The 26,940-nt window shown below is 47.1% G+C and carries 23 protein-coding genes; 13 read left to right on the forward strand and 10 right to left on the reverse strand.

From position 1 onward, the window contains the following. Positions 1-116: 116 nt before the first annotated feature. The 4 genes from EL84_RS15690 to EL84_RS15705 all read right to left on the reverse strand — a co-directional run bounded on the left by EL84_RS15690 (position 117) and on the right by EL84_RS15705 (position 3,714). Entirely contained in the window at positions 117-1,109 is a 993-nt protein-coding gene (locus tag EL84_RS15690; protein ID WP_047842306.1) for a 3-oxoacyl-[acyl-carrier-protein] synthase III C-terminal domain-containing protein, read from the reverse strand. Between the two features lie 54 nt (positions 1,110-1,163). After that, a complete protein-coding gene (locus tag EL84_RS15695; protein WP_036609902.1) occupies positions 1,164-1,514 on the reverse strand; it encodes a hypothetical protein in 351 nt (116 codons plus the stop codon). A gap of 187 nt (positions 1,515-1,701) precedes the next feature. Beyond that, positions 1,702-2,070 (reverse strand): carboxymuconolactone decarboxylase family protein, encoded by a 369-nt coding sequence (locus EL84_RS15700; protein WP_017689521.1) that lies wholly within the window; start codon positions 2,068-2,070, stop codon positions 1,702-1,704. A 12-nt stretch (positions 2,071-2,082) separates the two neighbouring features. After that, positions 2,083-3,714, reverse strand: coding sequence for a thiamine pyrophosphate-binding protein (locus EL84_RS15705; RefSeq protein ID WP_047842307.1), 1,632 nt, complete (start codon positions 3,712-3,714; stop codon positions 2,083-2,085). 411 nt (positions 3,715-4,125) lie between these two features. Between EL84_RS15705 and EL84_RS15710 the strand changes: the two genes are divergently transcribed. Both EL84_RS15710 and EL84_RS15715 read left to right on the forward strand, forming a co-directional pair. Next, a complete protein-coding gene (locus EL84_RS15710) occupies positions 4,126-5,082 on the forward strand; it encodes a Gfo/Idh/MocA family protein (protein ID WP_047842308.1) in 957 nt (318 codons plus the stop codon). A gap of 205 nt (positions 5,083-5,287) precedes the next feature. Continuing rightward, positions 5,288-5,668, forward strand: coding sequence for a hypothetical protein (locus EL84_RS15715; protein WP_047842309.1), 381 nt, complete (start codon positions 5,288-5,290; stop codon positions 5,666-5,668). Positions 5,669-5,824: 156 nt separating this feature from the next. On the opposite strand, the gene EL84_RS15720 is transcribed toward EL84_RS15715, so the two are convergent. After that, the gene (locus tag EL84_RS15720; protein WP_047842310.1) at positions 5,825-7,543 is read right to left on the reverse strand and encodes a methyl-accepting chemotaxis protein; all 1,719 of its coding nucleotides are present in this window, start codon (positions 7,541-7,543) and stop codon (positions 5,825-5,827) included. A 294-nt stretch (positions 7,544-7,837) separates the two neighbouring features. On the opposite strand from EL84_RS15720, the gene EL84_RS15725 reads away from it, so the two are divergent. From EL84_RS15725 to EL84_RS15760, 8 genes are all read left to right on the forward strand, one after another. Then, on the forward strand, positions 7,838-8,524 hold the full coding sequence (locus EL84_RS15725) for an HAD family hydrolase (protein ID WP_047844222.1): 687 nt from the start codon (positions 7,838-7,840) through the stop codon (positions 8,522-8,524). Between the two features lie 205 nt (positions 8,525-8,729). Continuing rightward, entirely contained in the window at positions 8,730-9,620 is an 891-nt protein-coding gene (locus EL84_RS15730; RefSeq protein WP_047842311.1) for a carbohydrate ABC transporter permease, read from the forward strand. Between the two features lie 52 nt (positions 9,621-9,672). Then, positions 9,673-10,542 carry a carbohydrate ABC transporter permease gene (locus EL84_RS15735; protein WP_047842312.1) on the forward strand — a complete coding sequence of 290 codons (870 nt, stop codon included), beginning with the start codon at positions 9,673-9,675 and terminating at the stop codon, positions 10,540-10,542. Between the two features lie 104 nt (positions 10,543-10,646). Next, the gene (locus EL84_RS15740; protein WP_047842313.1) at positions 10,647-12,398 is read left to right on the forward strand and encodes a sensor histidine kinase; all 1,752 of its coding nucleotides are present in this window, start codon (positions 10,647-10,649) and stop codon (positions 12,396-12,398) included. Positions 12,399-12,409: 11 nt separating this feature from the next. Further along, the gene (locus EL84_RS15745) at positions 12,410-14,014 is read left to right on the forward strand and encodes a helix-turn-helix domain-containing protein (protein ID WP_047842314.1); all 1,605 of its coding nucleotides are present in this window, start codon (positions 12,410-12,412) and stop codon (positions 14,012-14,014) included. 134 nt (positions 14,015-14,148) lie between these two features. Further along, on the forward strand, positions 14,149-15,546 hold the full coding sequence (locus EL84_RS15750) for an ABC transporter substrate-binding protein (protein WP_047842315.1): 1,398 nt from the start codon (positions 14,149-14,151) through the stop codon (positions 15,544-15,546). A 68-nt stretch (positions 15,547-15,614) separates the two neighbouring features. After that, on the forward strand, positions 15,615-15,950 hold the full coding sequence (locus tag EL84_RS15755; protein ID WP_047842316.1) for a cupin domain-containing protein: 336 nt from the start codon (positions 15,615-15,617) through the stop codon (positions 15,948-15,950). Then, a complete protein-coding gene (locus tag EL84_RS15760) occupies positions 15,947-17,869 on the forward strand; it encodes an alginate lyase family protein (RefSeq protein ID WP_047842317.1) in 1,923 nt (640 codons plus the stop codon). Before EL84_RS15755 ends, EL84_RS15760 begins: the two co-directional genes overlap by 4 nt. Before the next feature lie 62 nt (positions 17,870-17,931). Here EL84_RS15760 and EL84_RS15765 read toward each other — a convergent pair whose 3' ends face one another. The 5 genes from EL84_RS15765 to EL84_RS15785 are packed head-to-tail and all read right to left on the reverse strand — an operon-like array spanning position 17,932 to position 24,294. Then, positions 17,932-19,110, reverse strand: a complete 1,179-nt coding sequence (locus EL84_RS15765) for a YheC/YheD family protein (protein ID WP_053061509.1) — start codon at positions 19,108-19,110, stop codon at positions 17,932-17,934. A 35-nt stretch (positions 19,111-19,145) separates the two neighbouring features. Next, entirely contained in the window at positions 19,146-20,252 is a 1,107-nt protein-coding gene (locus EL84_RS15770; RefSeq protein ID WP_036669946.1) for a YheC/YheD family protein, read from the reverse strand. Continuing rightward, positions 20,252-21,625, reverse strand: coding sequence for a YheC/YheD family protein (locus tag EL84_RS15775; RefSeq protein ID WP_036609869.1), 1,374 nt, complete (start codon positions 21,623-21,625; stop codon positions 20,252-20,254). The genes EL84_RS15770 and EL84_RS15775 overlap by 1 nt, the downstream gene beginning before the upstream one ends. A 60-nt stretch (positions 21,626-21,685) precedes the next feature. Continuing rightward, positions 21,686-22,876, reverse strand: coding sequence for a YheC/YheD family protein (locus tag EL84_RS15780; RefSeq protein ID WP_053061510.1), 1,191 nt, complete (start codon positions 22,874-22,876; stop codon positions 21,686-21,688). Between the two features lie 50 nt (positions 22,877-22,926). Then, the gene (locus EL84_RS15785; protein ID WP_047842318.1) at positions 22,927-24,294 is read right to left on the reverse strand and encodes a YheC/YheD family protein; all 1,368 of its coding nucleotides are present in this window, start codon (positions 24,292-24,294) and stop codon (positions 22,927-22,929) included. A gap of 237 nt (positions 24,295-24,531) precedes the next feature. Between EL84_RS15785 and EL84_RS15790 the strand changes: the two genes are divergently transcribed. From EL84_RS15790 to EL84_RS15800, 3 genes are all read left to right on the forward strand, one after another. Next, a complete protein-coding gene (locus EL84_RS15790) occupies positions 24,532-24,879 on the forward strand; it encodes a YlbF family regulator (RefSeq protein WP_036609862.1) in 348 nt (115 codons plus the stop codon). A 196-nt stretch (positions 24,880-25,075) separates the two neighbouring features. Then, positions 25,076-25,360: a hypothetical protein gene (locus EL84_RS15795; protein WP_085981456.1), complete on the forward strand. Its 285-nt coding sequence runs from the start codon at positions 25,076-25,078 to the stop codon at positions 25,358-25,360. 210 nt (positions 25,361-25,570) lie between these two features. Next, positions 25,571-26,905, forward strand: a complete 1,335-nt coding sequence (locus tag EL84_RS15800; RefSeq protein WP_036609860.1) for a DRTGG domain-containing protein — start codon at positions 25,571-25,573, stop codon at positions 26,903-26,905. The last annotated feature ends 35 nt before the right edge of the window (positions 26,906-26,940 follow it).

Here is a 26,940-nt window from a genome sequence, read left to right on the forward strand (position 1 = left end):
TGGTACTTTTCACAATTATAGATGTTTAATCTCCAATGATAGGGGAGAAAAAGGAAAAAATAAAACCATCCCCGGTATACTACTGGGATGGTTTTATTGGATTTTGAAGTGTTTACCTAATATTCAACTACCATGGCAACATTTTGCCACCCGGCTCCAACGGTCCAGAACAGAACTTTGTCACCACGATGAATCTGACCAGTTGTAACCGCTCGATGTAATGCGATGAATGGACTGCTGGTTGAGGTATACCCGAATTCATCTCCGATATAGACGGCAATATCATCACCAATGCCGACGTTCTCGGATACAGCCCGAATGTTACTAATGGATAGTTGGGAGAAGCAGGCGGCTCTGATCTCGTCTTGTCCAATCTCGTTACGTGTCAACAACGTACGAATGGACTCGGAAGCGGCATCCACACAGATGGAATCATCAAATGGAATGAATTTCACATGAAAGGCACCTGCATCCACACCCGTTTTGCCCAGTTTCGCCAGGCCTTCAGCAGGAAAGAGTGAATTACCATACACGCAGGTATCCGTCTGATAGATTGAATCAATGAAACCGACAGCATGTTCATCCCGCTCTACAATAACCGCCGCTGCTGCATCACCGAAATTGGCGAAGTACACGGGATCATCGGGACTGGCGTGAGGAGCCACGTAATCCGAGCCGATGATTAATGCGCGGCGAATTCGAGGATTGCCCAGCATCTGTCGGCTAACTTGTTCAAAAGCAGCAGTCATGCCTGCGCAGTTGGCGTTACTGTCAATACAGATCGTGTGAGAAGCTCCGTTAATCAGGCGATGAATCATCAGGGAATTCGTAGGAAAGATGTATTCTGGCGTTTGGCTTGCATAAGCAATCAGATCAATATCTGCACCGGTGAGTCCGGTTTTTTCCAGTAGATTACTGGTTGCCTCGTAGGCCATGCTTAGTGAATTTTCGTCATCGTTGTCAATTTTATAACGTGTATCACGACCAAGTGCCTGTAACAATCCACGAATATCTACACCTCTTGCATCAAAATGTTCAATATAAAAATCATTGTGCACCTTGGTTGCTGGATGATAGATATCGATATCTACAATACGAATTCCGGCCATCTTCATTCTCCTCTTGAGCGGAAGGGTGAATTCACAGCTTGTCCGCCTGGTTTATTAAGTGGTAACGGTAGATATGATTTCGAGATTGTCCAGACCGACTGATCGGCCGAGCCGGGACAATTGCATTTTTAGAATCGCGTTGTTCTCGAGGGTCAACACGACTTTTTTATATTCATCTTTTTTGAACAATTGAAGGCAGCCTTCCAGAAGAGGAACAATCTCCGGAGCAGTAACATTCAACTTTTTGCAATCGATGTTCAGGTCATACTCCTTGGTGTTAATAGAAGCGATCGTATCCTGATAGGCCGAGATGGAACGCAAACCGTCTTCTTGAGAGAAAGAACCCTCCAGTTCAATGTTTAACACCTTGTTTGGAACGTCAGTCTTCAGAATGAAATTTCCCATGTTTGATCTCTCTCCTTTAAATGAGTTAAGGCTATCCTGTTAGTGGATACACAGCCCCATAGGGCCTCTGCTGAAAGCTTCTAAGATGAGAGCTGGTTCGAAGGATAATTTAACCATATTATAAAGGTAGGAATGTAAAAAGATCAATAAAAAAGTCGAATCATGTATAAAAATGTAGAAAAGTTAATTACTGTATTTCGTCCAAGGTGGCAAGCAAAATATTAAATGCACTTATAATGCGTGGAGCACCCACACATGGCGCCAGATGTAGCAATATTCCCTTGAGCTGATCTACAGTTACCCCGACACTCAGAGCCATCGTGTAATGTACGCCCAATTGTTCATACTGTCCTTGGGTGATCAACGAAGAGATGATAGCAACTTCCTTCCATTGATCCGTAATCGTGGTGCGCTGAAAGATATCCCCGTACGCCGTCCCCATAATAAATTCCGACAATTCGGGAAAATGTTCTTTGATGGGTGCGAGAGCTCTTGCGCCGTACTCACCAGATAGTTTCGCGAAACGGTCTAGTCCCTGAGCTACATGTTCACTCATGATATGCTCCTCCTAATTCAAATTTACGGTGCGGTGAGCTGTGGGTGGAATTTCATCTCGATCGGTCAGAAGCTCAATAACAGTTACCTGATTCAACGTCTGGGCGGTGTTCAGCGCAGATGAGAATTCAGCAAGGGTTTCTGCTCGAAACGCAACCGCACCGAGAGATTCGGCAAATTTGGCAGCATCCATAGGAACTTCATATAATGTGCCATCAATTCTGCCTGTTGTTTTTTCCATTCCTTTGAGTGCCATGTCCAGTTGTTTGTTGTTAACGACAATGAAAATGACGTTCAGATTGTTGCATACCGCAGTATTGATCTCCGTCCCAAGCATCATGAAACATCCGTCACCGGTGATGCATACAACGGTCTCTCCGGGTGAAGCGGCTTTTGCACCTATCGCCATACCAATGGCGTTCCCCATGCAGGCAAAGTAAGCGTCAAACACAAAGCTGCCTGGTTTCTTGACTTTATATCGCTGAACCGCATGAAATCCATGGCTGCCATCATCAACAAACAGCTTATGATCATACGGAAGCAGATCGCTCATTCCATCTAGCACAGAAGCCAGAGACAGTTGGGGGAGATCTGGTAAAGGGACAGTGTAATCCATGGGTGCTGTGGTTCTCACAGGAGTAGGAAGGTCTTCTAATGTGCCCAGCAAATATTGCAGGTTGTCCTTCAAATCACCGGTGATATGTAAGGTTTGAGCGCTCAGAATCTTGCCTACAAATGTAGGATCAGCGTCAAATTGAATGAGGTGTGCCGGGTGATGTTCAGGCTTCAGATTGCAGAGGGTCATGTCACTTAGACGTGAACCGAGTACGATATAAAGGTCACTTTGGTTCAACATGTCGTCTGCATGCGGGAAACCTCCAACACCACAAGGTCCATGGTACAGGGGATGGTCCCACGCAATCGCTCCTTTTCCACCAGGAGTAGTAATGACGGGAATGTTGAACGATTCGGCCAATTGAAGCAATTCATCATGGGCTCTGGCGCGACTTACACCTTTACCAGCAATAATTAAAGGGCGATTGGATTGTTGAATGAGAGGAAAGATGCGATTCAGATTAGATACGCTAAGCAGAGGTTCCGGTTCGGGAATGACAATCCGGCATTGGGATAACAATTCGGTCTGTACGTCAAAAGGAATACAGAGGTGAACAGGGCCTTTATTAGGGCCGAGTGCAATGGAAAGGGCATGGTTCAGCAGTGTGCCGAAGTGATCTCCACGCTCAACCAGTTTGCTGAATAGCGTAGCAGGCCTGAACATTTCGGCCAGATCAGCCAGATAAGAAGAAGAATCCTGACACTGGGGGAGCCCCAGTTCCTGAATGGATTGATGACCCGTAATAAACAGTACAGGCAGATTGTTGGCCTTTGCATGAGCTGCTGCAGTAAGCAGATTGGTTCCGCCTGGGCCGGATGTGGCAAAGGCAACGCCGAGTTTACCTGTCTGTAATGCATAACCAGATGCTTCAAAACCTGAGCTGGATTCATGACGGCCTGGAATGAACTCTAATCCGTAATCCACCATTTTCAGTACAGCAGGACAGATGGATTTACCAATAATACCAAAGACATGAGTAACGCCTAGATTACGCAGAGTTTCTGCCAAATAGTCCGCAACTGTTCTCATGCGGGACACCTCGCTTCATGAAATAGGTTATTAGAACCATACGCATATTCCGTTTATTGAATGCAAGTTACAGTCTAAGGTTGTAAGAGGAAATATTCATTGTTATTAGGAAGAGTATCTTTTTTTGTGGTTTTTTGTCAACCTGTTTTTGTGAGTCTAAATTCCTGATTCTTAAGTTGGTAACGCTTTAAGTATTGCTGGATAAAGTAAAAATAATTGGTTATATATCCCTGCAACGAATTACCCAATCACAACGAAGTTACAAATAATGTAAATAAATGACTGTAAATGATGAATTTCAGCCTCTAATAGCGACTTGAAAGCTAGAGGTTTATTTTTTTTCGTATCAATGCATCGCATTCGCAATTCTTTGCTTTCTGCTATACTGGAAAGGAATTGGGAGGGGATGGAATGACAGTCATCAAGATGGCTCTGATTGGGCTGGGTAAAATGGGACTACATATGGTTCATCTAATCGAGAATACCAAGATGGACACGGAGATTGAGATTGTAGCGGTGTGTGATGCGAATGAGGAAGGTTTGGCGTCTTTTGCAGCTTCTCATCGGGGAGTTAGGACATATACGGATTACAAGCAATTGATGAATGAACATCAGATTGATCTGCTGTATATTGCAGTTCCGCCGAAATTTCATTACCCGGTTGTCATGGAAGCACTGGAGCGCAAAATTCATGTTTTCTGCGAGAAACCGCTTGCCAATAGTGTAGATGAAGCCAAAAAGATGCTGGATGCAACAGAGCAGGCTGGCGTTGTTCATGCCATCCACTTCTCGATGCCGCATGAACCTTCCGTGTTAAAGTTGCAAGAGATGATTGAGCAGGGTACTGTTGGGACAATTCGCAAAATAGATCTCATTTTGCAATTCCCGCAGTGGCCACGATCATGGCAACAGAATGCATGGATTACGAGCAGGGAACAGGGTGGATTTATTCTTGAAGTGGGGATTCACTGGATTCATATGATTCAAAAGGTGTTTGGTGCCATCCGGGTTGTTAGCACTCAGGTTCAATATCCTGAGAATGGTGACTGTGAACTAGAAGTACAGGCTGCAATGGAACTGGAAGACGGAACCCGAATTCAGCTGAACGGCATCTCTCAATTTGCCGGGGAAGAACGTGTATCCATGGTGGTGTACGGTGCGAAGGGCACGATTGCCTTGGAAAATTGGGAAGAATTGAAGACGGGCCTGGTGGGACAGCCACTTTCTCCAGTGGAAGTGCTTGAATCCGCCAGTGAATTGCCGGTTCTTAAACATGTCATTGCCCGTATACAAGGCAAACCAGCTAAGATATATGATTTTAACGATGGGTATCAGGCACAATTGGTACTGGAAGCGTTGCGAAACTAAATAATGTGACTAACTCCATTAGCGTTTCCATTCCAATAGGAGGTTCTTTGTCATTAAATCAACAAGATAAGTTTTCAGAAGTGGATAGTTTCGCTCAACTACAATATAAATAATATACTTTCAAGGGAGTGAAGCAGATGGGGCAAAAAAATGGCCTTTCTATATCATCATCCTACTCATTCTCTCCAATCTGGCTGTAACCTATATGCTCTGGAATTCGAACACTCAATATGATCGACTTCAGGACAAAATGAATCAATCTTTCACAACGTATGCGGAGAATATTCAGGATCAATTGCGAAAAAATGCTGAACGGGGTTTGGAGGAAGAAATATACCAGTATCAAGCGGAAGCTTCCAAATTAAATGCGGTAGCTACAGGTACAACCTATTACAGTGAGCAACCGTTAGTACGCAATGTTTCTATGAATCTTGAACGATTTTTTAGAGATTATCCACGCTACCAGCATAGGTTGACTGTGTCAGAGGTAGAAACTTTACAGGGGTTGTTATCCGAGTGGATTACGAAGCCTGCAGATTCAGCCACGAATAACAAGCTTAATGATTTTCTTGTTTTGCAAAAATAAAAATAACGAGCATTCCTCTTCAAATACGCCCTTGGAGTTGAGGAGCGTTCACTCTGAGGGTGTTTCTATATGCTTCTGAAATGGAATGAAAAAAGATGATTTCTGTAAATACAGAAATCATCTTTTTCTTTCAACTCAGCCGTATCAGCAAGAGTTTTACTTAAGCTTGAATCGCTTAACCAGCTGATCAAGTGCATCGGACATTTCATTCAACTGCTTGGACGTGTCAGACATTTCCTGCAGAGAAGCAAGTTGTTCCTCCGTCATCGCAGATACTTCTTCCGTGGCTGATGCAGTGTCTTCCACAACAGCCGATACTTCATTAATGGACTTCATCACAGCCTCACTACCGGAAGTTAACTCCTCGACAACAGCAGATACCTCTAGAACTTCACCACTGAGGTTATGAATATGCTGAGTAATGGTTGAAAAAGCATTACCTGCATCCTCAATGGTCCGCAATCCTTCATTCACATGTAGAGTGCTCTCATCAACCACTTGCACCGTACTTTGAACACCTGCTACCACGGTTTCCAATATACTTGTAATCTCTTTGGCTGATGTTGCACTTTGGTCTGCAAGATTACGGATTTCCGCGGCAACGACAGCGAAGCCGCGTCCATTATCCCCAGCGCGGGCAGCTTCGATTCCGGCGTTAAGTGCAAGCAGATTGGTTTGTCTCGCAATACCCGACATTGAATCTGCAATGTTGATCACTTGATCAGACATCTTCGAAATTTCATTAATGGCTTCCTGTACAGAGAGGAAGGATTGCTCAATGGAACTCATTTTACCTACAGCATTATCAATGCGCTGTTGCCCATCCACAGCAATGGATTCGGTACGAACTGCACGGCCTGCCACATCACTTGCCGAGGAGGCGACACGATTAAGCCCGTTGAGGGATTGCTGCATCGCAGCTACCATGGTTTGCGTAAGAGCAACCTGTTCATCAGCGCCTTCAGCGACACGTTCCATGGCAGTGGCAACTTCTTTTCCTGCAAGATGGCTATCGGCCACCCCTTTATCCAATCGATCCGAAGCTGTGCTCAGAATCATGGCATTGCTCTGAACGTCCAGCATCATTTGCTGCAAACCAGTGAGCATTGTATTGGCCGCCTCTGCGAGTTCACGAGTTTCGTCTTTCATTGGCGTAGCGATTCTCAGTGTCAGGTCGCCATTGGAAGAACCGATGTCATTTAATGCCTGCTTTACGGTACGAATGTTTTTAACAATGGCACGTGACAGGACCAAAGCAGTGATGAACGAGATAATGGCCACAACGATAAGTGCCCCATACAGTTCCAAGTTCAGTATTGTGTTTTTTTGCTTCAGTGCTTTTGCACGGTTATCGGTTAACGTATGCTCGTTGGTTCGAAACGTATCGAGAGCAGTCCGAATCTGGTCCATGTCTCTTTTACCTGGATCATCTGCGAAAAAATCTCGAATGGCCTGTGTATTATTGGCTTGGCGAAGGGCGACCATAGGTTCACCAGCGACCTGGACCCAGTTCTCCATATTAGTATGTATGTCTTCCAAAAGTGCAAGTTGAGCCGGATTATCCGAAATTAAAGCAGCAAGTTCATCTCTGAGTGTAATAAGTTGCTCTTTTCCTTGGGTGTAGGGATCGAGATAGTTGTCCTGACCCGTGATGATGTATCCGCGTTGACCTGTTTCCATATCTACCATGTTTCTTTCGAGTTCATAGGTGAGGGCATGTACCCTCATATCGTGATCGACCAGAAAATCCAGTTCCCGTTGGAGCTGACTTGTGCTGTTCTGAATCAGCAGGATGCAACCAGCCAGTACAGCCAGTACGAGTAAATATCCTAATCCGATCTTATAAAAAATCTTAAAGGTCTTTCGCTTTTTCATGTTTGTTATTCCTCTCTATGGGGTATATGTAGTTGTCGAAAAAAACGGAAATGTGATAATTGTAGGTCTTTAGATTAGGTGTCTAAAGCACTATTTTTTAGTATTATACGTAAAGAAACTTCTTTTGTATATAGTTCGTTTAACTACAATATAACGTTTGGTTAATGCTGTATAAGGTTGGGGTTGATGATGTTTTACAATCGTTGGTTTACACGTTCAAACGTTATGTTTATCATGGGAAGGGAACGATTCCAATTACATATACAATATCCCAATCCGAAAGGAACATTGGACATGAATAAAGAGAAGGTATTGCTCAAACCGGAAGCGATGATTTTTGACATGGATGGTACGCTGTTCCAGACAGAGACCCTGTTGTTGCCAGCTTACCAGCAACTATTTGATACATTGCGTGCCGAAGGGCACTTTGAAGGAGAAACTCCACCCGAGGAACGGATGCTGGGAAGTTTGGGCATGTTGCTCGAAGATATATGGAAAGTGGTTATGCCTGAGGCATCGGAAGCGGCACATCGCCGGGCAGACGAACTGTTGCTTCAACTGGAGATTGAGGGGCTTGATCAAGGAAGTTCCCAATTGTATCCGGGTGTGAAAGAAACGCTGCAAGCATTAAAACAACAAGGAGTGCGTCTTTTTGTCGCAAGTAATGGGCTGGAGGACTATGTGAAGGGTGTGGCGTTTGCACACGAGATTATGCCTTTCTTTGAAGGGGTATACAGTGCAGGCCAGTACAAGACTCCTTCCAAGATTAATCTGGTGCAGATCTTGCTTGAGAAACATCGTATTCAGGACGCATGGATGGTAGGGGATCGCTCTTCTGATGTGGAAGCTGGTAAAATGAACGGTCAGGCGGTCATCGGATGTGCCTATGCCGGGTTCGGTCGTGATGAGGAGCTTGCAGGCTCAGATGTGCTCATCTCTGATTTTACAGAACTGCTACGTCTGTATGATGAAGCAGAGTAGCCTCTACGTTGCATACGTATACTGAGATTTAAGATTACGAACCGCATGATATGAACCTGTAGACTCAACGGAAATTCGTTGAATACAGGTTTTTTTGCTTGGTCATGCAGTCACATTCTCCCCTGTAGAAAGTTGATTTCCCTATCCCGCTTTCCTCCATATTCCCTCTATACTTCATTCAAAAGCTATAGGGGGTCCGATTCTGGTGAAACCATCCAAAATACATGCCTATATGTTCATCTTTCCAAGTCTTTTTTTAACTGTTGTATTCGGGATCTATCCGCTGTTATGGGCGCTGCGTTACATGTTCTATGATTATCAAGGCATCGGGACGCCGGTCTTTATCGGGCTTGATAATTTTGGACGCATTTTGCGTGACGGGCAATTCTGGGATTCTGTAGGCAACACGGGTGTGTATGCCCTGGGCAAACTCGTCGTTACGATTCCACTGTCGTTAACTTTGGCGATTATTCTGAATCGCAAATGGAGAGGGCGATCCCTCTTTAGGGCGATCTATTATCTTCCCACTATTTTTAGCGCTTCGGTCATGGCGATTGTATTTTTTATTATTTTCAACTCTTATAACGGAATATTGAACCAATTGCTGCTTAAGTATCATGTGATCTCCGAATCCATTAGCTGGCTGGGGGCTGAACATGCCATGTTAACAACCATCATCATCGCCATCTGGGGGGCCGTGGGCAACTATATGTTGTTGTTCATTGCGGGTCTTCAGAGCATTCCTGAAGAGCTATATGAGGCGGCATCGCTGGATGGAGCGAGTGAGTATCAGAAACTGCGGAATGTAACGATTCCGTTGCTGGGTCCTGTCTTGCAGATGATCATAATGCTGGCAATTACCACGGCGCTGAAAGGTTACGAGAGTATTATGGTGCTGACCGAAGGGGGGCCGTATGGCAAAACAGAGGTGATGTATCTGTATTTGTTCAAACTGTTGTTTCCCGTGTCGGCTGACACACAATCACTCCAGCAGCTCGGTTATGGCAGTGCAGTCGGTTTCACAACGGCTCTCATCGTAGGGGCAGTGACGCTCATTTATTTCCAGATATCCAAAAAGCTCAACGATGTCTATTAAACTGAAAACAAACTTTTTGAACACGTATAAAATGAATCAGGAGGAAACGATGATGACTCAAAACGTACTTGCGCCCTCAGGGTCTCCCCAACTCATTCGCTGGACCAAACGAACGGTACTTTGGTTGTTTTTGATCGCAATCGCTCTGCTGTCGCTGTTCCCCATCATACTTGTATTGCTCGGTTCCTTCAAAACAAACCAGGAATTGACCGGAGGAGCTACCATCTGGCCGAAGATTTGGCAGTTCTCCAACTATGCTCAGGCTTGGAAAAGCGCCAATTTTTCGGGTTTTACGATGAACAGCGTGTTTGTTAGCATCAGTACAACAGTTGGCACACTGCTGGTAGCTTCGATGTCTGCCTACGCTGTGGATCGAGTGAATTTCAAAGGGAAAAAGGGGTACACCCTGCTCATGGCATCTACTCTGTTTATTTCCATAGGCGCGGTTGTGCTGCGTCCGCAATTTGACCTCATGGTCAAGCTGGGGCTGAATACCACGTTGTGGGGCGTTATTATTATACTGATCAGCGCACACGCTGCCACATACTTTATTCTGATTGGTTTCTTCAAGAGCATTCCGCGCGAACTGGATGAAGCGGCGATGATTGATGGCTGTAATTTCTTCACCACCTACTGGCGAATTATTCTTCCGCTCCTGCGGCCTGGACTCGCCGTTGCAGGTCTGGGTGTATTCCAGAGTTCATGGAATGAATATATTCTTCCTTTTGTGTTCACCATGAGCAATCCGGACTTGCAGACTTTGCCGGTTGGGTTGGCTAATCTGCGATATGGCATCGGAGCTGCGGCTGAGGTCCAACTGATGATGGCCGGAGCCTGTCTGTCCATTTTGCCGCTGCTCATCGTTTATATTTTTGCCAACAAATCATTCATGCAGGTGACCTTGGGAGCTGTGAAAGGATAGGCGTGAGCACAATCATGGAAACGGTTTTACGGGTTATTCCACTGTGCTATACTCATTTTAATTCACAGCGGACGGGCCAAGCCGTGTTCAAGGAGTGAGCGCCGATGATATTCGACTTTTATAAAATGTCCCTGAAAAAAAGAATACAGCTGCTGTACATTTTTCTCGTTGTCTTATGCATCAGTGTGACCGGGATATGCTCTTATCTCTTTGCTGCACGAAGCATTGAGCAGAATGCACTTGAACTGAAACAAAGCATTCTGAACAAATCAGTGCAGGTTATGGATGAACATCTAAGGCACATTGTTGTATCCTCTTTTTCTTTTATGCTCAATGAAACGTTCACCCAGGTCATGAAGGACGTGGGAAAAAATAATACATCTCATTATTATCAGAATCTCTCGCTGCTGCAAACATCGTTTGCTCAATTGAAGCTCGTAGAGCCACTGATTGATACCGCATATTTGACAACACCCATCGGTGATTTTTTCTCGACCAAAGATTTTCCGAATCGCAATAACTCATTCGACAGGGAATACGGACGCTACGTGAAGCTGCAAGGCTGGAATACGATGTGGTTTGGTTCACATCAGAGTCAGTTATTCCAATCCCAAGGAAATGTGTTATCTCTGTTGCTTAAACCCATTGTGATCGATAATCATACCTATTCGAATGTATATATGGTCGTCAATATGAAGGAAGAGGCGATGCGAGACATTCTGACGCAGGATCTCATGAATAACCAGATTCAACTGTTTTTGTTGCACAAAAACGGAAATGAAGTCATTCGGCCCAGGTCCCGAAATTATGATTTCATTATGGAGCCTGACTTTACCCAACAGTTTAGCCGTGGCGATGCTGGGGATTTTACCTACAGGAATGATCAGGGGGAGGACATGCTTGTTAACTATTCGGCATTGTCGATGAACGAGGATTGGGTCATGGTAAGTGTACAGTCCAAGGCTGACTTGTTGTCCCCCCTCCAAAAGATACGCTGGCTGATCATCCTGATCATGTTGTTTTGCATCTTGCTCGCACTCGGGTTGTCCAGCCTGGTGGCCTCCGCTCTGCTGAAGCCACTGAACAAACTGCGACGCCTGATGGTTGAGGTGGAGTCCAATGATCTGGATGTACGGTTTCGCAGCAAGTATGACGATGAAGTTAGCGCTGTAGGGCATCGTTTCAATCGAATGTTGGACCAGATTCAGATTCTGTTTGAAGAAGTACGGACAACGGAACAAGACAAACGGCGGTTTGAAGTCAAGGCGCTCCAGGCGCAGGTTGATCCTCATTTCCTCTACAATACGCTTAATACGATGTTCTGGAAAAGTGAGAGCGGAGAGAAAAAGGATGTAAGTGAGATGATCGTCTCCTTATCCTTATTATTCCGTCTGGGACTGAATGATGGGAAAGACATCACCAGTGTGGAGCAGGAGATCAAACATGTCGAACAATACATGCAGCTTCAGCAAAAATGTTACGAGGATCTGTTCGTTTATCGAATTGAGGTGGGGGACCCCTCTTGTTACGCTGTTGATATTTTAAAAATATTACTTCAGCCCTTGGTGGAGAATTCCATCCTGCATGGATTCAAGGACAAAGAAGATTTGGGCGTTATCCTGATCGGCATTGATCGTCAGGGTGACACACTACGGCTGGAGGTGGCTGACAATGGATGTGGGATGGATGTAGCCAGTATCTATGCTGAGGATGTTCCTGACGGGGGACGCAAAGGTTATGCCCTATCCAATCTCCATGGCAGATTAAGCCTGCACTACGGGGATGTGGCCTCAATTGTATTTCATAGCAGTACAGATGTGGGAACAACGGTTGTTATCACGATTCCGATCACCTGAGGAGGGGCAGTATGGGCCAATTGACGATGTGTGTTATGGATGATATCCAGGCAGTTGTAAAGGGCATATCTTCAACTATTCCGTGGGAAGATCATCAGGTTCGGATTGTAGGCACGGCGGGCAATGGAGAGCGCGGTTGGTCCTTGTTGCTGGAGCAGCAACCCGACATCGTGATTAGTGATATCAGGATGCCCAAGCTGAGCGGGCTGGAGCTAATGAAGCGGGCATTGGATGCCGGACTGCGAGCCAAATTTATTTTCATCAGTGGTTATTCGGATTTCCAATATGCACAGGAGGCCATTAAGCTTGGTGCATCCGATTATTTACTCAAACCGTTTACCCCTGAAGAAATACTCGGTGCGGTGTTGAAGGTAAGACAGGTAATTACGGAAGAGCAGGCACAGTGCAAGCAGTTGGAACAGTTGGAGCAGAAGGTGGAGAGCAGCAGCCAGTATGAGCGTCACAGCTATCTACTGGGCTTGTTGCGTCATGAAATCGGGGGTTTCCTGAATGAAAGTCGCTGGAATGAGCTGCATATTGATCTCGATTCCTCCAATCTTCTCGTCATGGTCATTGAGGTGGATGGTTATACGCGATATGGATACACGATGCATCTGGATGCCGAAATCGTTCCTTTTGCGGTCCAAAATATTGTGGGAGAAACCATAAACCGTTATACCAAGGGCGTTGTTTTACGGGAAAACCGATACCGGCTTGCAGCCATATTTAACACACCAAGCCAGATCTACGTCTCCGAGCTACTGGAGCAATGCCGCCAAAATGTGGAGCGATTCAGCAAAAAAACAGTCTCGATTGGTGTGGGTACGATTGCCCACAGACCACAGGAAATCTGGACGTCCTACGCACATGCAGATCAGGCGATATCCTATCGTTTTTACAGTGAAGGAAATTGCATCCTCCAGTATGCTGAACTGGAGAATCAGGCATGTGTGGCTCCGGTGTATCCTTTGGAGAAGGAGAAAGAGCTCTTTTATGCACTGAAATGTGGTAATGAGAGCACCTGTCACCGCATCATTGATGAAATTCTCGAAGAATGGCAGGTTTCCGAAGGTTTTCCCGAGCCACTCACGATGATTCGTTTGCTGTCTGGACTTGCTTTTGCCATCTACCGTGCCTTTTGTGATGAGATTACAGCAGAGGAACGCTTGCGTCTGGAGGCCGACCTGACAGTGCTTGAGGCGATGCGTTCCTTGACGTTTGAGGGCTGGAGGGGATATATCAAACATTTTAGCAGTATGGGTTGCGAGATTATGGACAAAAAACGTCTCACCGATGTCAAACAGGCGATTAGCAAAGCGCAGGAATATATCAGTCTGAATCTTGCAGAAAATCTGACGCTGCATGCCTGTGCCCAATCCGTACATTTAAGTCCAAGTTACTTTGCCAATGCCTTCAAAAAGGAAACGGGCATAACGCCGATTCAATATATTACTAAGATGAGGATGGAAAAGGCAAAAGAGTTGCTGGTTGCAGGTGTACAGGTGCAAGAGATCTGCCAGAGGCTGGGTTATGAGGACAGGCCTTATTTCAGCGGTTTGTTCAAGAAATATTGCGGCATGACGCCAACCTGCTTCCGGCAAATGTATGAGAACTGAAAACAGATACGGATCATCATTTTTCCCACCATGCAAAGTCAGAATGTCCCTCACCTCCATGAAAGCGTAGCGACTATCATTACGTTAACGGATAACCAAACGGGTTGTCCAGACAAGCATAAGGGGGCATATCAATGGTTAAAAAGTGGATGGTGACTACGCTAAGTGTATTGCTGGCGCTAAGTTTGGCAGGTTGTTCTGCTGACAGTGGTACTTCGGCAAATAGCGAATCGGGGACCAGCGGGGAGAGTGCCGGAGGGAAAACCAAAATCATATATTGGACACCGGACCGCCATGATGCTGATTTTATGAAATCCAAGATCGATGAGTTCAACCGGACGAACAAGGACAACATTGAAGTGGAGATGACCGTGATGGGGGACAACTATCCACAGGCGGTCGATATTGCTTTTGCCAGCAAGCAGGCACCCGATGTGCTGCAAGTTAATGATTTTCAGACGTATTATCAGAAGGGGTATCTCGCCCCGATCGATGGATACATGAGTGATGAGATGAAGGCCGTATTTAAAGACAGCTTGATTGAAAATAAAAACACGATTGATGGAAAAATATATTCCCTCCCCAATACAGGGCAGGTCTGGCGGCTTGTGTATAACAAAGATATTTTCAAAAAGGCAGGGATCGAGAGTCCGCCAAAAACGTTGGCTGAGATGGTTGCGGATGCCAAAAAAATTACCGAAGTTGGTAAAAGTGAAGGCATCTATGGCTTTGCCAGCCCATTCAAGAGCAGCAGCGGCTTCTGGAGAGCAGCCAATACGATTGCAGGTGCAAGCAATAATGTTGGTATTGATGGTTACAACTACAAGACTGGTCAATTTGATTTTGGGATGTACAAGGATATCGCAATGGCGCTTCGTCAGATGAATCAGGATGGCAGCATGCTGCCAGGGGTTGAAAGTCTGGACATCGATCCACTCAGAGCCCAGTTTGCTCAAGGCAAAATCGGAATGTACATTAACCACTCCGGTGAACCAGGTGTATATAAAGATCAGTTTCCTACAAAAGAAAATTGGGCAGCCGCTCCTGTACCAACTAATGATGGAACGATCAAAGGCGCTTCGCAAGTCATCGGGGGCTCCTACATCGGCATCAATGCAGATTCTGCCAACAAGGAAGCGGCATGGAAGTTTATGGAGTATGTGTACAGCACAGATCTTCAGAGTGAGTATTACGAAAAAGGATACGGAATCTCACTGATTCCTGCTGTATTAAGCTCTGACAAAAAACCAAGCATTCCGGGCATTGAAGGTTTCCTGCCCAAACGTTATGATGCCATTTTCCCGGCAAATCCAAGTGTGGTAACTGAGAGTTCACTGGAAGGCACCAAATGGAGTGAGGCTTTTTCAATCTTTGTATTCACGGGTGGCGATCTCGATGCTGTGATCAAGGATCTGGATACAAGGTACAATGCAGCTCTGGAGAAAACCAAAGCGGCAGGGCTGACCAACATAACTGCTGATCCTTCGTTTGATTCTTCCAAGCTTCAGGGTAAATTGTCCACAGAAGACTAATAAACGTTCATAGCGGCCGTGGTTTAACTACTTCGGTCGCTTATTCACAAGGAAAGGGGAAAAGCAATATGATTATTAATCATGCGTCTATTAATGCACATATCGTGAACGAAACGAGTTCCCGCAAGATCTTGGGTATGGGCGGTACATTAATGATGGTGGAGGTTACCTTTGCTAAAGGTGGTATTGGAGAAGTTCACTCCCATGATGCGCACGAGCAGGTCAGTTATATCGTCAAAGGCAGCTTTGAGGTTCAGGTCGGTGAAGAAACTCGCATCTTAAAAGCAGGGGACAGCTTTTATGCCGGTTTTAACGTCCCGCATGGGGTTAAGGCACTGGAGGACTCCGTCATTCTGGATGTGTTTACGCCGTTCCGTCAGGATTTTCTTGAGGCGTCCCAATGAGCGATTTTTACCTTTCGGCAACAGACCTGCAACGGGCTGCCCAATATTATGAAAAACATTTTCCGGAAGAAGCCCGAAATTCACTCACGATTGCCAATCGTGCCATCCTGAATGAATTTATCGTTCCTTATACCAACGATCTGAATCGCTGGATTCCGATGGGGACACCCGTGGACTGGCTTCACAACCCGACCAATGATCTGGAGTTCACATGGGGCATCAATCGACACTGGCATATGCTCGATCTGGGCAAGGCGTATCTGATGAAGGGCAATCCGCTATATGTAACAGCATTTATTGACCACTTCCGTAGCTGGAGACAGCAAAACCCGGTACCTGTAAATCTGTTTTACGACGAGGCTGTGTTCTTTCAAAAACCCGGTCCGTGGCGCCTGCTGGAGACGGGACTACGTGTGCAGTCCTGGATATCGGCATATAAATATATGGAAGCGAGTTCACTGATAGACGAAGGCTTTCAGGCGGAGTTTCGACAAGGTCTGGACGAGCACGCCGAGTTTTTGACCCGTTACCTCGGCAGCACGGAAATAAATCATGCCATTATGCATATGCAAGGGTTGTTCATGATCGCTACGTTCTACCACCAGCACCCGCGAAGTCCATACTGGCGTCAAGTGGCGATGGAACGTCTTGAGCTGTGTTTGTTGCATCAGTTGGGTGAAGAAGGGATACAGGTTGAACTGACAACACATTACCACAATGCCAGCATCGAAATGTTTGGCACACCTTATCGGTTGGGTGAGATTTCAGGCCATCCTTTCTCGGCATGGTATGCCCGCTGTCTGCGCCAAATGGCTGCATTCACCGAGGCGCTGATCCGACCAGATCATCAGTCTACCGGTATTGGTGATTCGGATTGGGTTGGCGATGGGCGACAACGACTGACCCTGCTTGGCGCGATCCTGGACGATGATGATTTGATGGCTCGCGGAACGGAGAGCTCGGAGTGTCTCTGGTTGTTGGGTGTGGAGAAATATGAGCGATGCCTCAGACTACAGGCTTCTTCTTCTCCGGCGTTGTCGAGCCGGGCTTTTCCGCAGACAGGATATTATGTCATGAGGGACAAGTATCAATATCTTTTTTTTGATGCGGCTGCCATGGGCGGAGCACACGGACATGCGGATGCGCTGAATGTGGAGTGGATGTGGAAGAACCAACTTTTCTTCACGGACACCGGACGTTATACGTATGAAGAAGGGAAATGGCGTCGGTATTTCAAAAGTACGCGGGCGCACAATACCGTCACGGTGGATGGTCTGGATCAGACACCTTATCTCTCCACACAGCAATGGGGTGAACCGGAGGCTCAGGCCACAACGCTACGTTGGGAGAGCAATGACAGCTATCACTTCATTGATGCTTCACAGGATGGATATACACATTTGCCAGATCCAGTTACACATCGTCGGTGGATGCTGGCAGGGGTGGAGATCCCTATACTATTAATTGTGGATTGGCTGGAGGCAGAAGCAGAGCATACTCTGGAGCAACGTTTTCACCTGCATCCGCAAGCGGATATTGCGTTGAGAATCAATGAAGCTGGAGAAATGACGGCGGATATGAGCTATGAGGCATCTTCCATAACGCTGACGATGCAATGGGTTACGGCAGGCATCGGGAAGGGAGCCTTCGCGTTGACGGAGCAGCCCGGCTGGGTATCTGAGGTGTATGGTTCCAAGTCGGAAACATCGGTCATCCAGGGCAAGACTGATTTCTCAGGTAAAGTGGGTATTCTGACGTTGTGCCTGCCCGCGGATCATACAGACCAAGTTACACGTGTAACCACATGCCAACTGGAACCTGACCTGATGAGATTGGCATTATCTTATGTGCAAGGTGAGGAAAAAGGGTATATTGTGATTGACAACGACACGCTGCAATGGTCGAAAGAACAGAAATAAAAACAGTGAAGCAGGAGCAGATGCTCGCACTTGGCGAACATAGACTCCTGCTTTTTCTTCACTCACTTGACTTTCCTTTTTCTTTTTACTCTGGGTGATTTTTGCGTAACGGGCCTGGGAATGGCTGGCTTTCTGGCCGTTCCGGGAGGTCGGTTGCGATATACCCATAAGGCATACTCCAGCGGCTGAGTGATGGCTTTATAATAGATATCCCGCTCCCCGATGCGAGCGAATACTTCACGTGCAGGTTTGGGATTAACTTCAAGCAGGTAGATACGCCCGCTTCTGTCAATCGCCAAATCCAGTGCCAACTCACACAGGTCCCCATACGTATCTTCCAGAAACGAAGCAACATCAATGCCGAATTTCTCTGCAGTTGTGTTAATTTCTGACCGGAGGTCGTCATCTTCGATCCATTGCTTCATGAGTCGGTCCATCGCTATTGCCTGACCGCCGCCATGCAGATTGGAGGTCACGCTTTTTTCTGCACCCATGCGTCCAGCACATCCAGTAAGCTCCCATTGTCCTTCACCGTTCTTCTGAACGAGCATGCGATAATCATGCACACGTCCATTCGGAAGCTGAAGTTGAATGCCCTTTTGTACAAGATACTTGTCTTTCATGTTCCAGTGCTGGAGCAACGCGCCAAGTCGTGATAAATGAACTTTACGTGGAGTGATGATACGACGCTTCTGATCCCGCCCTTGAACAAGCACTGTATTAGCCTCGCTACTGCTGCGTTCAATGCGCAGAATACCACGTCCGCCTGTTCCATTAATGGGTTTGAGATAGACCAGAGAAGAAACTTTAAGCATCCGGTTTACATCGGACATATCCTGAAATAGAGCGGTTTCCGGCAGGTGTTCACGAAAGTTGGCTTTTTGCAAAAGGGTCTGGTGGATGGTCCATTTATTGCGCAGTGGCCTGTTCAGAAAGAGCAGATGCCCATATTTCTCACGAAAAGCAAGCAATTGCTGGAACCTTCGGTTACGCTGAATCCGGCAACGATCAAAGATCAGGTCCGGGAATGATCGCCACTCCCTGGACCAGCCTTTTCCTTCATGAAAAACCATGGCTTCAATTTGTTTGCCGCCGGGGTGTACGTCGGCTGGTGTGAATACATAGATATCGAGTCCCCGCTTGCGCCCTTCAAGAATCATTCTGCGATAAACGCTTCGTTCTTCAAGAGCGCGATGTTCATTTAAGTACAACGTCATAATGCCCAGAACAGGTGAGGACACAAACAATCACCTTCTTTTTGCAGTATTCCTGTCTATCATCGTTTGGACTGACGGGCAAGATAAGCGCTGTAGTGAAATATACGTTCCAATGACCGCCGTCTGATCTGTGGTTCATCAAACTTCATGGGCTTTGCATTGGCTTCGAAGAACCAGAGTTCCCCCAGGTCATCAATGCCCAGATCCATGGACATTTCTCCGAGCGTGTAACCTGATCCCCGTTCTACCTGTCTTGCGATCATTAATGAAGTGGATTTCACACGTTTCATCAGGGTTGTTGACATTTCTTCGCCAAAAAGCTCGGTCAGCAGCTTCTCAGGGTCTTCTACGCTCCCGCCGCGCGGCACATGAGTTGTAATGCTACGGGAGCCAGCAAGTCTCGCTCCTACACCGGTTACGCTCCATTGGCCCTTGGTGTTCTTTTGTACAAGAACACGCAAATCGAAGGGGCGTTTACGAGAGGATGCCAGTTCAATGCCTTGTTGCATGATATAGGGCGTATGTCCGGTTTCTTTGCGAATTCGTGCCCATAACTTGGCAAGTGTAGATGCTTTATAGGTCGTGCTTCTACGTGTGGTTTGTATTTTGAGACGATAGGGAAGCCGTTCTTTTTCCTGAAATTTAAGCATCATGATTCCTTTACCAGCTTTGCCGCTCTCGGGCTTAAGGTACAGATAAGGATACGCCCGTAGAACGGCACCCAGAGAAGAAGCACTTCGCATCCGCCGAGTATAAGGGATCAGTTGCTGAGTCGATTTGGATTTCCTGAGCCATTCGAACAGATCCCATTTGTTGAAAAAGAATGGGTTATACAGTTCGATTCCTGATTGCATGCATTCGTCGATTTTACGCTGCACGGAAGGTTTTCCTTCGTCTTCCCGGTTGGGAATACGATTGTACAGAACATGGGGAAGGGGGAAAGGTTGTGAAACCCACTTTCCACTCCCCTTGTTGTACGTATATCCTTTCACGGTGGGACCACTCACGTTCAGATCCCGTACAGTTACAATGTACACCACGTATCCCATGCTCTCGCCTGTCTGTAAGATATCTTGAAAATTTTGATGATTTCCCCTGAACATACGCTGTTTATCATGCATGGTCAAAACAGCAATGACAGGTTTGAAATCATCATGAAGGGTCATCAAATCTCTTCCTTCTTCCGGAACTTGCTCAAATACAGGCAGTGTTCCAAGATGTGCTCCACCGACGATTTGCCCTCCACCCGGAGTGAAGGGTGACGGAAAATGGAGCGCCCGGGTTTGGCGTTCGCTTCGAACATCCATACATGTTCCTCCTGATCAATGCCCAGATCAAAGCCAATCTCACCAATCAGATGCTGGTGCTGGGTTTCAATCGCCTGGGCCAGTGTAATAGCGACGGATTTGGCATGCTGAAGAACTTCTCCCGCACGATCGCCGAAGTTGCGACTGAGCGCCTGCTCAGGAGTCATTAGGGAGCCGCCATTTTTGATGTGTGTTGTGACGCTGCCACGTCCTGCCTTTTTGGCTCCAATCCCGACAACAACCCATTGATTGTTACCATTTTTGTGCATGTGAAAACGGAAATCAATTGGACATTCATCAATCTCAATTAGACGTATTCCCTGCTGAACTACATATCCGCGTAGCTGCTTGCCATGTCTTCCCTGAAGCATGCGCATCAGACTGTTGAAGGACCCAAAACGCAGGAGTGCATTACCGCCTTTTTTGCGATAACGTGCGAAATATCCACGTTTGGGCGAATAAGTCAGACGGTAGATCCCGTTCCCCAGACTTCCTGCAGTAGGCTTATAGTAGACGAACTGATGGCGTTCCAACATTTCCTTCATCTGTTCAACAGAAGGATTGGTAATCGATTCAGGGATATACCGTCCTGCTGCCGGCTCGTTCTCCAGCAACGTATAGATATCCGATTTGTTGAAGAAGCTCCAGTTGAAGAACGGAATTTTTCGGCGAACAAATCGTTCCCGCAGCTGGTTGATGGCTGGTGAGAAGTCTGAACGACGGCTTGGTAACCGGTTGTAGACAACATCGGGCAGAGGTACCGTTCTGCGGGTAAAGCTTCCGTTATCATTCAGGAAAAAACCCGATACCGTCTCGTTCTGCCAATTGATATCCCGGGGAGTAAATGCGTAAATGTAGGATTTACGGCTGCCTTCACGGAGTAACTGTTTGATGAAACCAGTACGGGAACCGAATGGATTCGTGCTCGTCGCAGGCCCATCAGAGAGTACGCCGATCAGTGGACCTAACTGGACCTCATCATTTTGCAAATTCCGGAGATAAATACTGCCCCGTTTGGGAACGTTCATCATATTACGGATACCTGAAGCGAGATACAGATGTTTACCTGCTTTTTTGATTGGTTTGATCGTTGCAGGTACCCGGTCACGCCCGAAGCGAAGGTGCACCGTTTTTTTGCCGGACAGGTTGAGGCTCTTCATTAAAGCGTTGGATACATAAACCACTTTATCCGGTTGCTTGGTGAAATGCAGATTGCAAAAGGTCAAACTCATGATTTATCCTCCTATCCTGAAAAGATCCTTGGGCTCCATGGCAAGCGGGCGCTGCGGGCCTCAGCCGCCGTGAATCGGGATGGGTTTCAGGCCAGCTTTGCTGGATGTATTCGGCAATTTCATTGGACGAAAGACGTCCGTGAGAACATGTTGTTGCAACAGATAACGGGCATAGGCAAGCGGCCGGGTATAAGTCAGGGTATGCATGCGTCGGTCGCCCGCTTCTGCAAATGAGGTGCGGCCTGGTTTGGAGTTGACTTCAATTAGCCAGAGTTGGCCCTCTGCATCTGCTCCGAAATCAAGCCCCAATTCGGCTAACCTGCCGAAACGGCTTTCCAGCAGGGTGGGGATAAGCGTAGCAGTCTGCCGGATGCTCTTCAGCAGAGTTTCCGTGCGGTTCGTTCCATATCGCTGGAGCAGATATGCGTGGGCAGGATATGCTTTACCCCCACCGTGAAGATTGGACGTGAGTGAACCTTCGGGTCCTTCCCGTACCATACATCCGGTAAGCGTCCAGCGACCTTGCCCATTCTTTTGCATTAGAGCCCGTATGTCGAATGCTCTTCCATGATGGCTAAGCTCCAGATATGGCTGCACGATCATCTTACGCTCAGCCTGATGTAATGCTAGCCAGGAAGATACAGCCTGGGTATGGTTGAATGTAAGAAAAAAGTTTTCATTGTCCTCGTTACGCCCCTCCACGACCCATGTTGATGGAGTCGCTCCCTGAGACAGGCGAAAGGTATTCTTGCCATGAGTCCCGGATACCGGTTTGAAGAACAGTCCTTTGGGCCAACGGTCCAGCCATGTTTCCCAAGGAATATGCGATCCGATCCGGGTTGTGGGAGCAAGTTGTGACCTCAATTCAGGATTTCGGGACAACACACGATGTACCTCCCATTTTCCTGGAAGGGAAGCAGACCAATAACGGTGTTGATCTGTGCCGTTGGTTGGTATCCATTCCTTAAGCTGTTGTCTGACGTACCTGGAGATAGGGCGAAGACAACGATCCATAATGAGATCGACTGCAGGAACAGGTACCGAATTCCACTTCCCTTGATGATAGACATATCCCCATTGAAGAGGGAGATGGACTGCATCATTTGATATCGGGATCACAATAATCTGAAGGGCGTATTTCATGCTCCCCAAACTGAGACGACGGCAGAAAAGTTCATCCGTAAAGGGAGGTGAGCCTTCGGTTGCACGTACCAGAATGGCCAGTGTCTTGGTCTGAGATGTTGGAAACATTACGCTGCACCTCTCCTCTATCAGATTTGTTTCCCTTAGGGAATAACTTTTCAAAAACCCGCCAGGTAGGTAGAATATTCGAGCATGGCTTTGACGGAAGGGCGGATCTTGCTCTCACTCAGTGGTGTATTATCATTCTTGGATGGTTTGGAGTTGACTTCGAGCAGCCATACGCGCCCAGTGGTGTCCAAGGCCAGATCAATACCAAGTTCACCAAAATGAGCAGGGATGGCACTCTCGATCCCTTTAGCGATATCCAATGCTGCGGTGTGCAATCCTGCATACGCGGAAGCTTTGGCTGATCCAGACAACTGTGTTTTGGCAACAGCATCCTTGACGGTGCTGAGACTTCCACCCCGTGCCAGATTGGATACGTAGTGACTCCCGCCCGCAATCCGGGCGACGATGGAGGTTACACTCCATTTACCTGTACGGTTTTTTTGTACGAGCGCACGGAAATCCACGGGTCTGCCACTGTTGTCAATGAGAGTCAGCCCTTGTTGGATCTGATAACGCGTTGTTTTCATTTTCCCAGACATACTGGCATACAGTTTATCCAGAGAAGTATACGTTTGTTTCCGGGTCCCCCCGACGCCAGTCGCCAGAGTCAGGAAGCTTCCGTCAATCTGACGTGAGACCCGGATGATCCCTTTGCCCAAAGAACCGCGGACGGGCTTCAGAAATACAACCGGATGTCGGTTGCACATCGTCTTGAGCATGGCAGACGTCTTGAGCAAATGAGACTCGGGAAGAACTCGTTTAAGCGTTGAAATGGACTTGAGTGCGTCAAACACTTCGTTTTTGTCCAGAAACTTTTCATTGAAGGTTTGCGTGCCGTAGAGCGATTTTACTTCTTTCATAAAATGCTGTACGCTAGGTTTGTTCTCAAGCTTGCGGGACGTTAGCCGGTTATTGACGACGTCTGCTACAGGCAGAACAGTCTTTTTCCAGCCGTCATCATACACCCAGCCTTTCATATAACCCGTTACCGCTCCAATATCCTCCGGTGTGAAAAAGGATACATAGGCGCCTTGCTTACGGCAGGCGTTCACCAGTTCTTGACAGAACATCGTGATGGAGCCAAAGGGCCGATCGGGCTGATCGGGATAATCCTGGCTAACCAGTACACTGATGTAGGGTCCAAGGCGAAGCGTACGGCTGGCTGAACGATAGGATACCCTCAGGACCGAACGTGGAACGAGACCGGTCTTGCTGGCAACTGTCTGATTGATGCGCAGCCCGTCATACCTTGGTACCGGAATAACAGTGACTTCGTGGCGGAAAGAGCCAAATTGCAGCTGAAGCGGCCTTCCTGAAGGGATTTTAAGCGCCTTAAGCACCCCTTCGCCCAGCATGATGACGTCGTCCTGCAGGATGCCCGAGCCGGTAACCTGAATCGTTACTTTTTTAGTGGACATCACGGATCTCCTTCCGGGCGGCAACTTGATGTCTGATCTCGAAGTTGAACGGCATCTGAACATGGCATGTGCTTCATCATATGAGGACATATAACCCTTGGTGATTGACCCATATGGATTAAATGCATTTGATTTCGAGGCAGGTTATGGATGGCCTGTTTCAGATCGCCCTTGTTTGACAGCGAAGAAAAGCGTGTATTAACACGGATGAACAAACCAATCTGAGGAGGAATAATAGTGAACATTTATGACAAAGCCAATGATTTGGCCAAAGCACTGAGAGAAAGCAGCGAGGTGGAAGAGATTACTTCCGCGATGAAGCTGATTGAAGCTGATCCGGATGCAAAAGCAATGCTGGATAACTTCCGTGATCAACAAATGGAACTGCAACAACGTATGATGAGCGGGGATATGCCAGCTCCGGATGAGATGGAGAAAATGGAGAAGCTGTTTGAAGTACTGAGTTTGAATCTGAACATCCGTCGTTTGTTTGATGCGGAGCGTCGCCTCAGTGTCATCATTGAAGACGTGAATAAAATTATTGCTGACAGCCTGGGTCATCTGTACGGTGGCGCTGAAGCGTAAAAAGGTAGTTCAAAAAGTCCACTTTTGATTACGAAGGATGCCTAGCTTCATTCCATCTTCTCGGTACTGAAAACTGATCTTTTTGAACACGTACTAAAAGGTTGTCTTGTTTTTTTACCTGAACCTTTCATATTAGCTCCTTATCGTTCATAGACTAGACATATAGAGTCGATCAAGAACGAAGGAGCTGTGAATGGTGAAGAGGTTGAAAAAAGCAAAACATGTAATCTATCTGCTTATTGCGTTGTCGATGCTGGTCATTGCACTGCCGCGGATTTCCTTTGCTGGAGGAATGGACTGGGTTAATATTTTTGGCATCGTATGGGTGCTGTTCTCCTTATTAATCGTTGGTGCACATCTGCATTTTATTCTCGGTGTAGATGAAGAGAAGAAGCGTGCACTGGAAGCCGTTCGCCGGGCGAAGCTGCGGCAGTGGGAGATGAAACTGCTGGACAAGCAGGAGCGGAGCGAGTCTGTATAAGGTACAGTATGAGATCCAACATGGAAGACCGGAATCCCTTGGTACAAAGGGGCCCCGGTCTTTTTTGGTACATAGAATTAGAGGTTAATGGGATGATTAAATTCAGATGGTGAACTTGCCTGTGAGAATGGGTAGGGGTGGGGTTATTTTCCTTAAGCCGTGTTATAATAGATACAGTATAGTACAGATGCATCTTCGGGGGTGGTACAGTTGGACGGACAGGAAGAGAACGTCACGAAGCATGAACAGTTACTTCAACATATTGAACAACTGAAGGTTGGTAGCAAAATATCAGTACGTGGACTTGCGCGGGAGCTGGGTGTAAGTGAAGGGACAGCGTATCGTGCGGTGAAAGAGGCGGAGAACTTCGGGCTGGTCGTGACCAAGGAACGAATTGGAACGGTGCGGATCGAGAAGAGACCTCGGGGCATGTCGGAACAGTTGACCTTTGCTGATGTTGTGACCATTGTGGAAGGCCATGTGCTGGGGGGGAACGAAGGTCTCGCCAAACCGCTGCACAAGTATGTGATTGGCGCGATGAAGGAACAGGCAATGGCCCGTTATATTGACGCTGGGAGTCTGCTGATTGTAGGTAACCGTGAAGATGCTCACTCGCTTGCCCTCGAACAGGGAGCGGGCGTGTTGATTACGGGTGGTTTTGGGACAAGTCGTGAAGTAAGAATTATGGCTGACGAGCTTGGGCTACCGATTATTTCATCCAGACATGATACATTCACGGTGGCTTCGATGATTAACCGTGCGATCTTCGACCGGCTGATTAAGAAAAAAATTATGCTTGTTGAGGATATCATTGGTCAGAAACCTCGCTTGCAGGTGCTGAAGGTGACCAGTTCAGCCGCAGATTTTCATATGTTGGTTTCAGAGACGGGTGAACATCGCTTCCCGGTCGTGGATGAATGGAACCGGGTCATCGGGATTGTGAGTCTGAAGGATGTCAGTGAGCTGAAAGAAGATCAAAGTATTGAGAAATGTGTGATACGCCGCCCGATTACGGCCTCATTGCAGACATCTCTTGCTTCTGCTGCCCAGATTATGACCTGGGAGGGCATCGATTTTCTGCCAATTGTGGATCGGAATCGCAAACTGATTGCGTCCGTCACACGCAAGGAAGTACTTCAGGCCATGCGGGATGCACAGAAGCAGCCACAACTGGGAGAGACGTTTGATCATCTGATCTGGAACGGGTTTGCCGAGGAGCGCGGTGAACAGAACGAATTGTTATTTCACGGATTCATCATTCCTCAGATGGCAACGGATCTGGGCACGATCTCCGAAGGTGTTCTGTTGAATGTGATGACACAGGCTGGCCGGCGGGCAGCGTGGGATGTTACAGGGAACGACCATGTGGTGGATAATGTAACAACTTATTTTGTTCGACCGGTACAGATTGAGGATCAGATCCTGGTTCGACCGTTAATTCTGGAAACCAGTCGTCGAACGTGCAAAATGGACATTGTGGTTACCCGTGAAGGCAGTGTGGTATGCAAAGCGGTAATGACATTGCAGTCGATTGACCATGCCTAGCAGGGTACGTTGCCTCGGGCATAGACAACAAAGAG

The sequence above is a fragment of the Paenibacillus sp. VT-400 genome, assembly GCF_001029205.1.
In the GTDB taxonomy this organism is placed as follows: Bacteria; Bacillota; Bacilli; order Paenibacillales; family Paenibacillaceae; genus Paenibacillus; species Paenibacillus amylolyticus.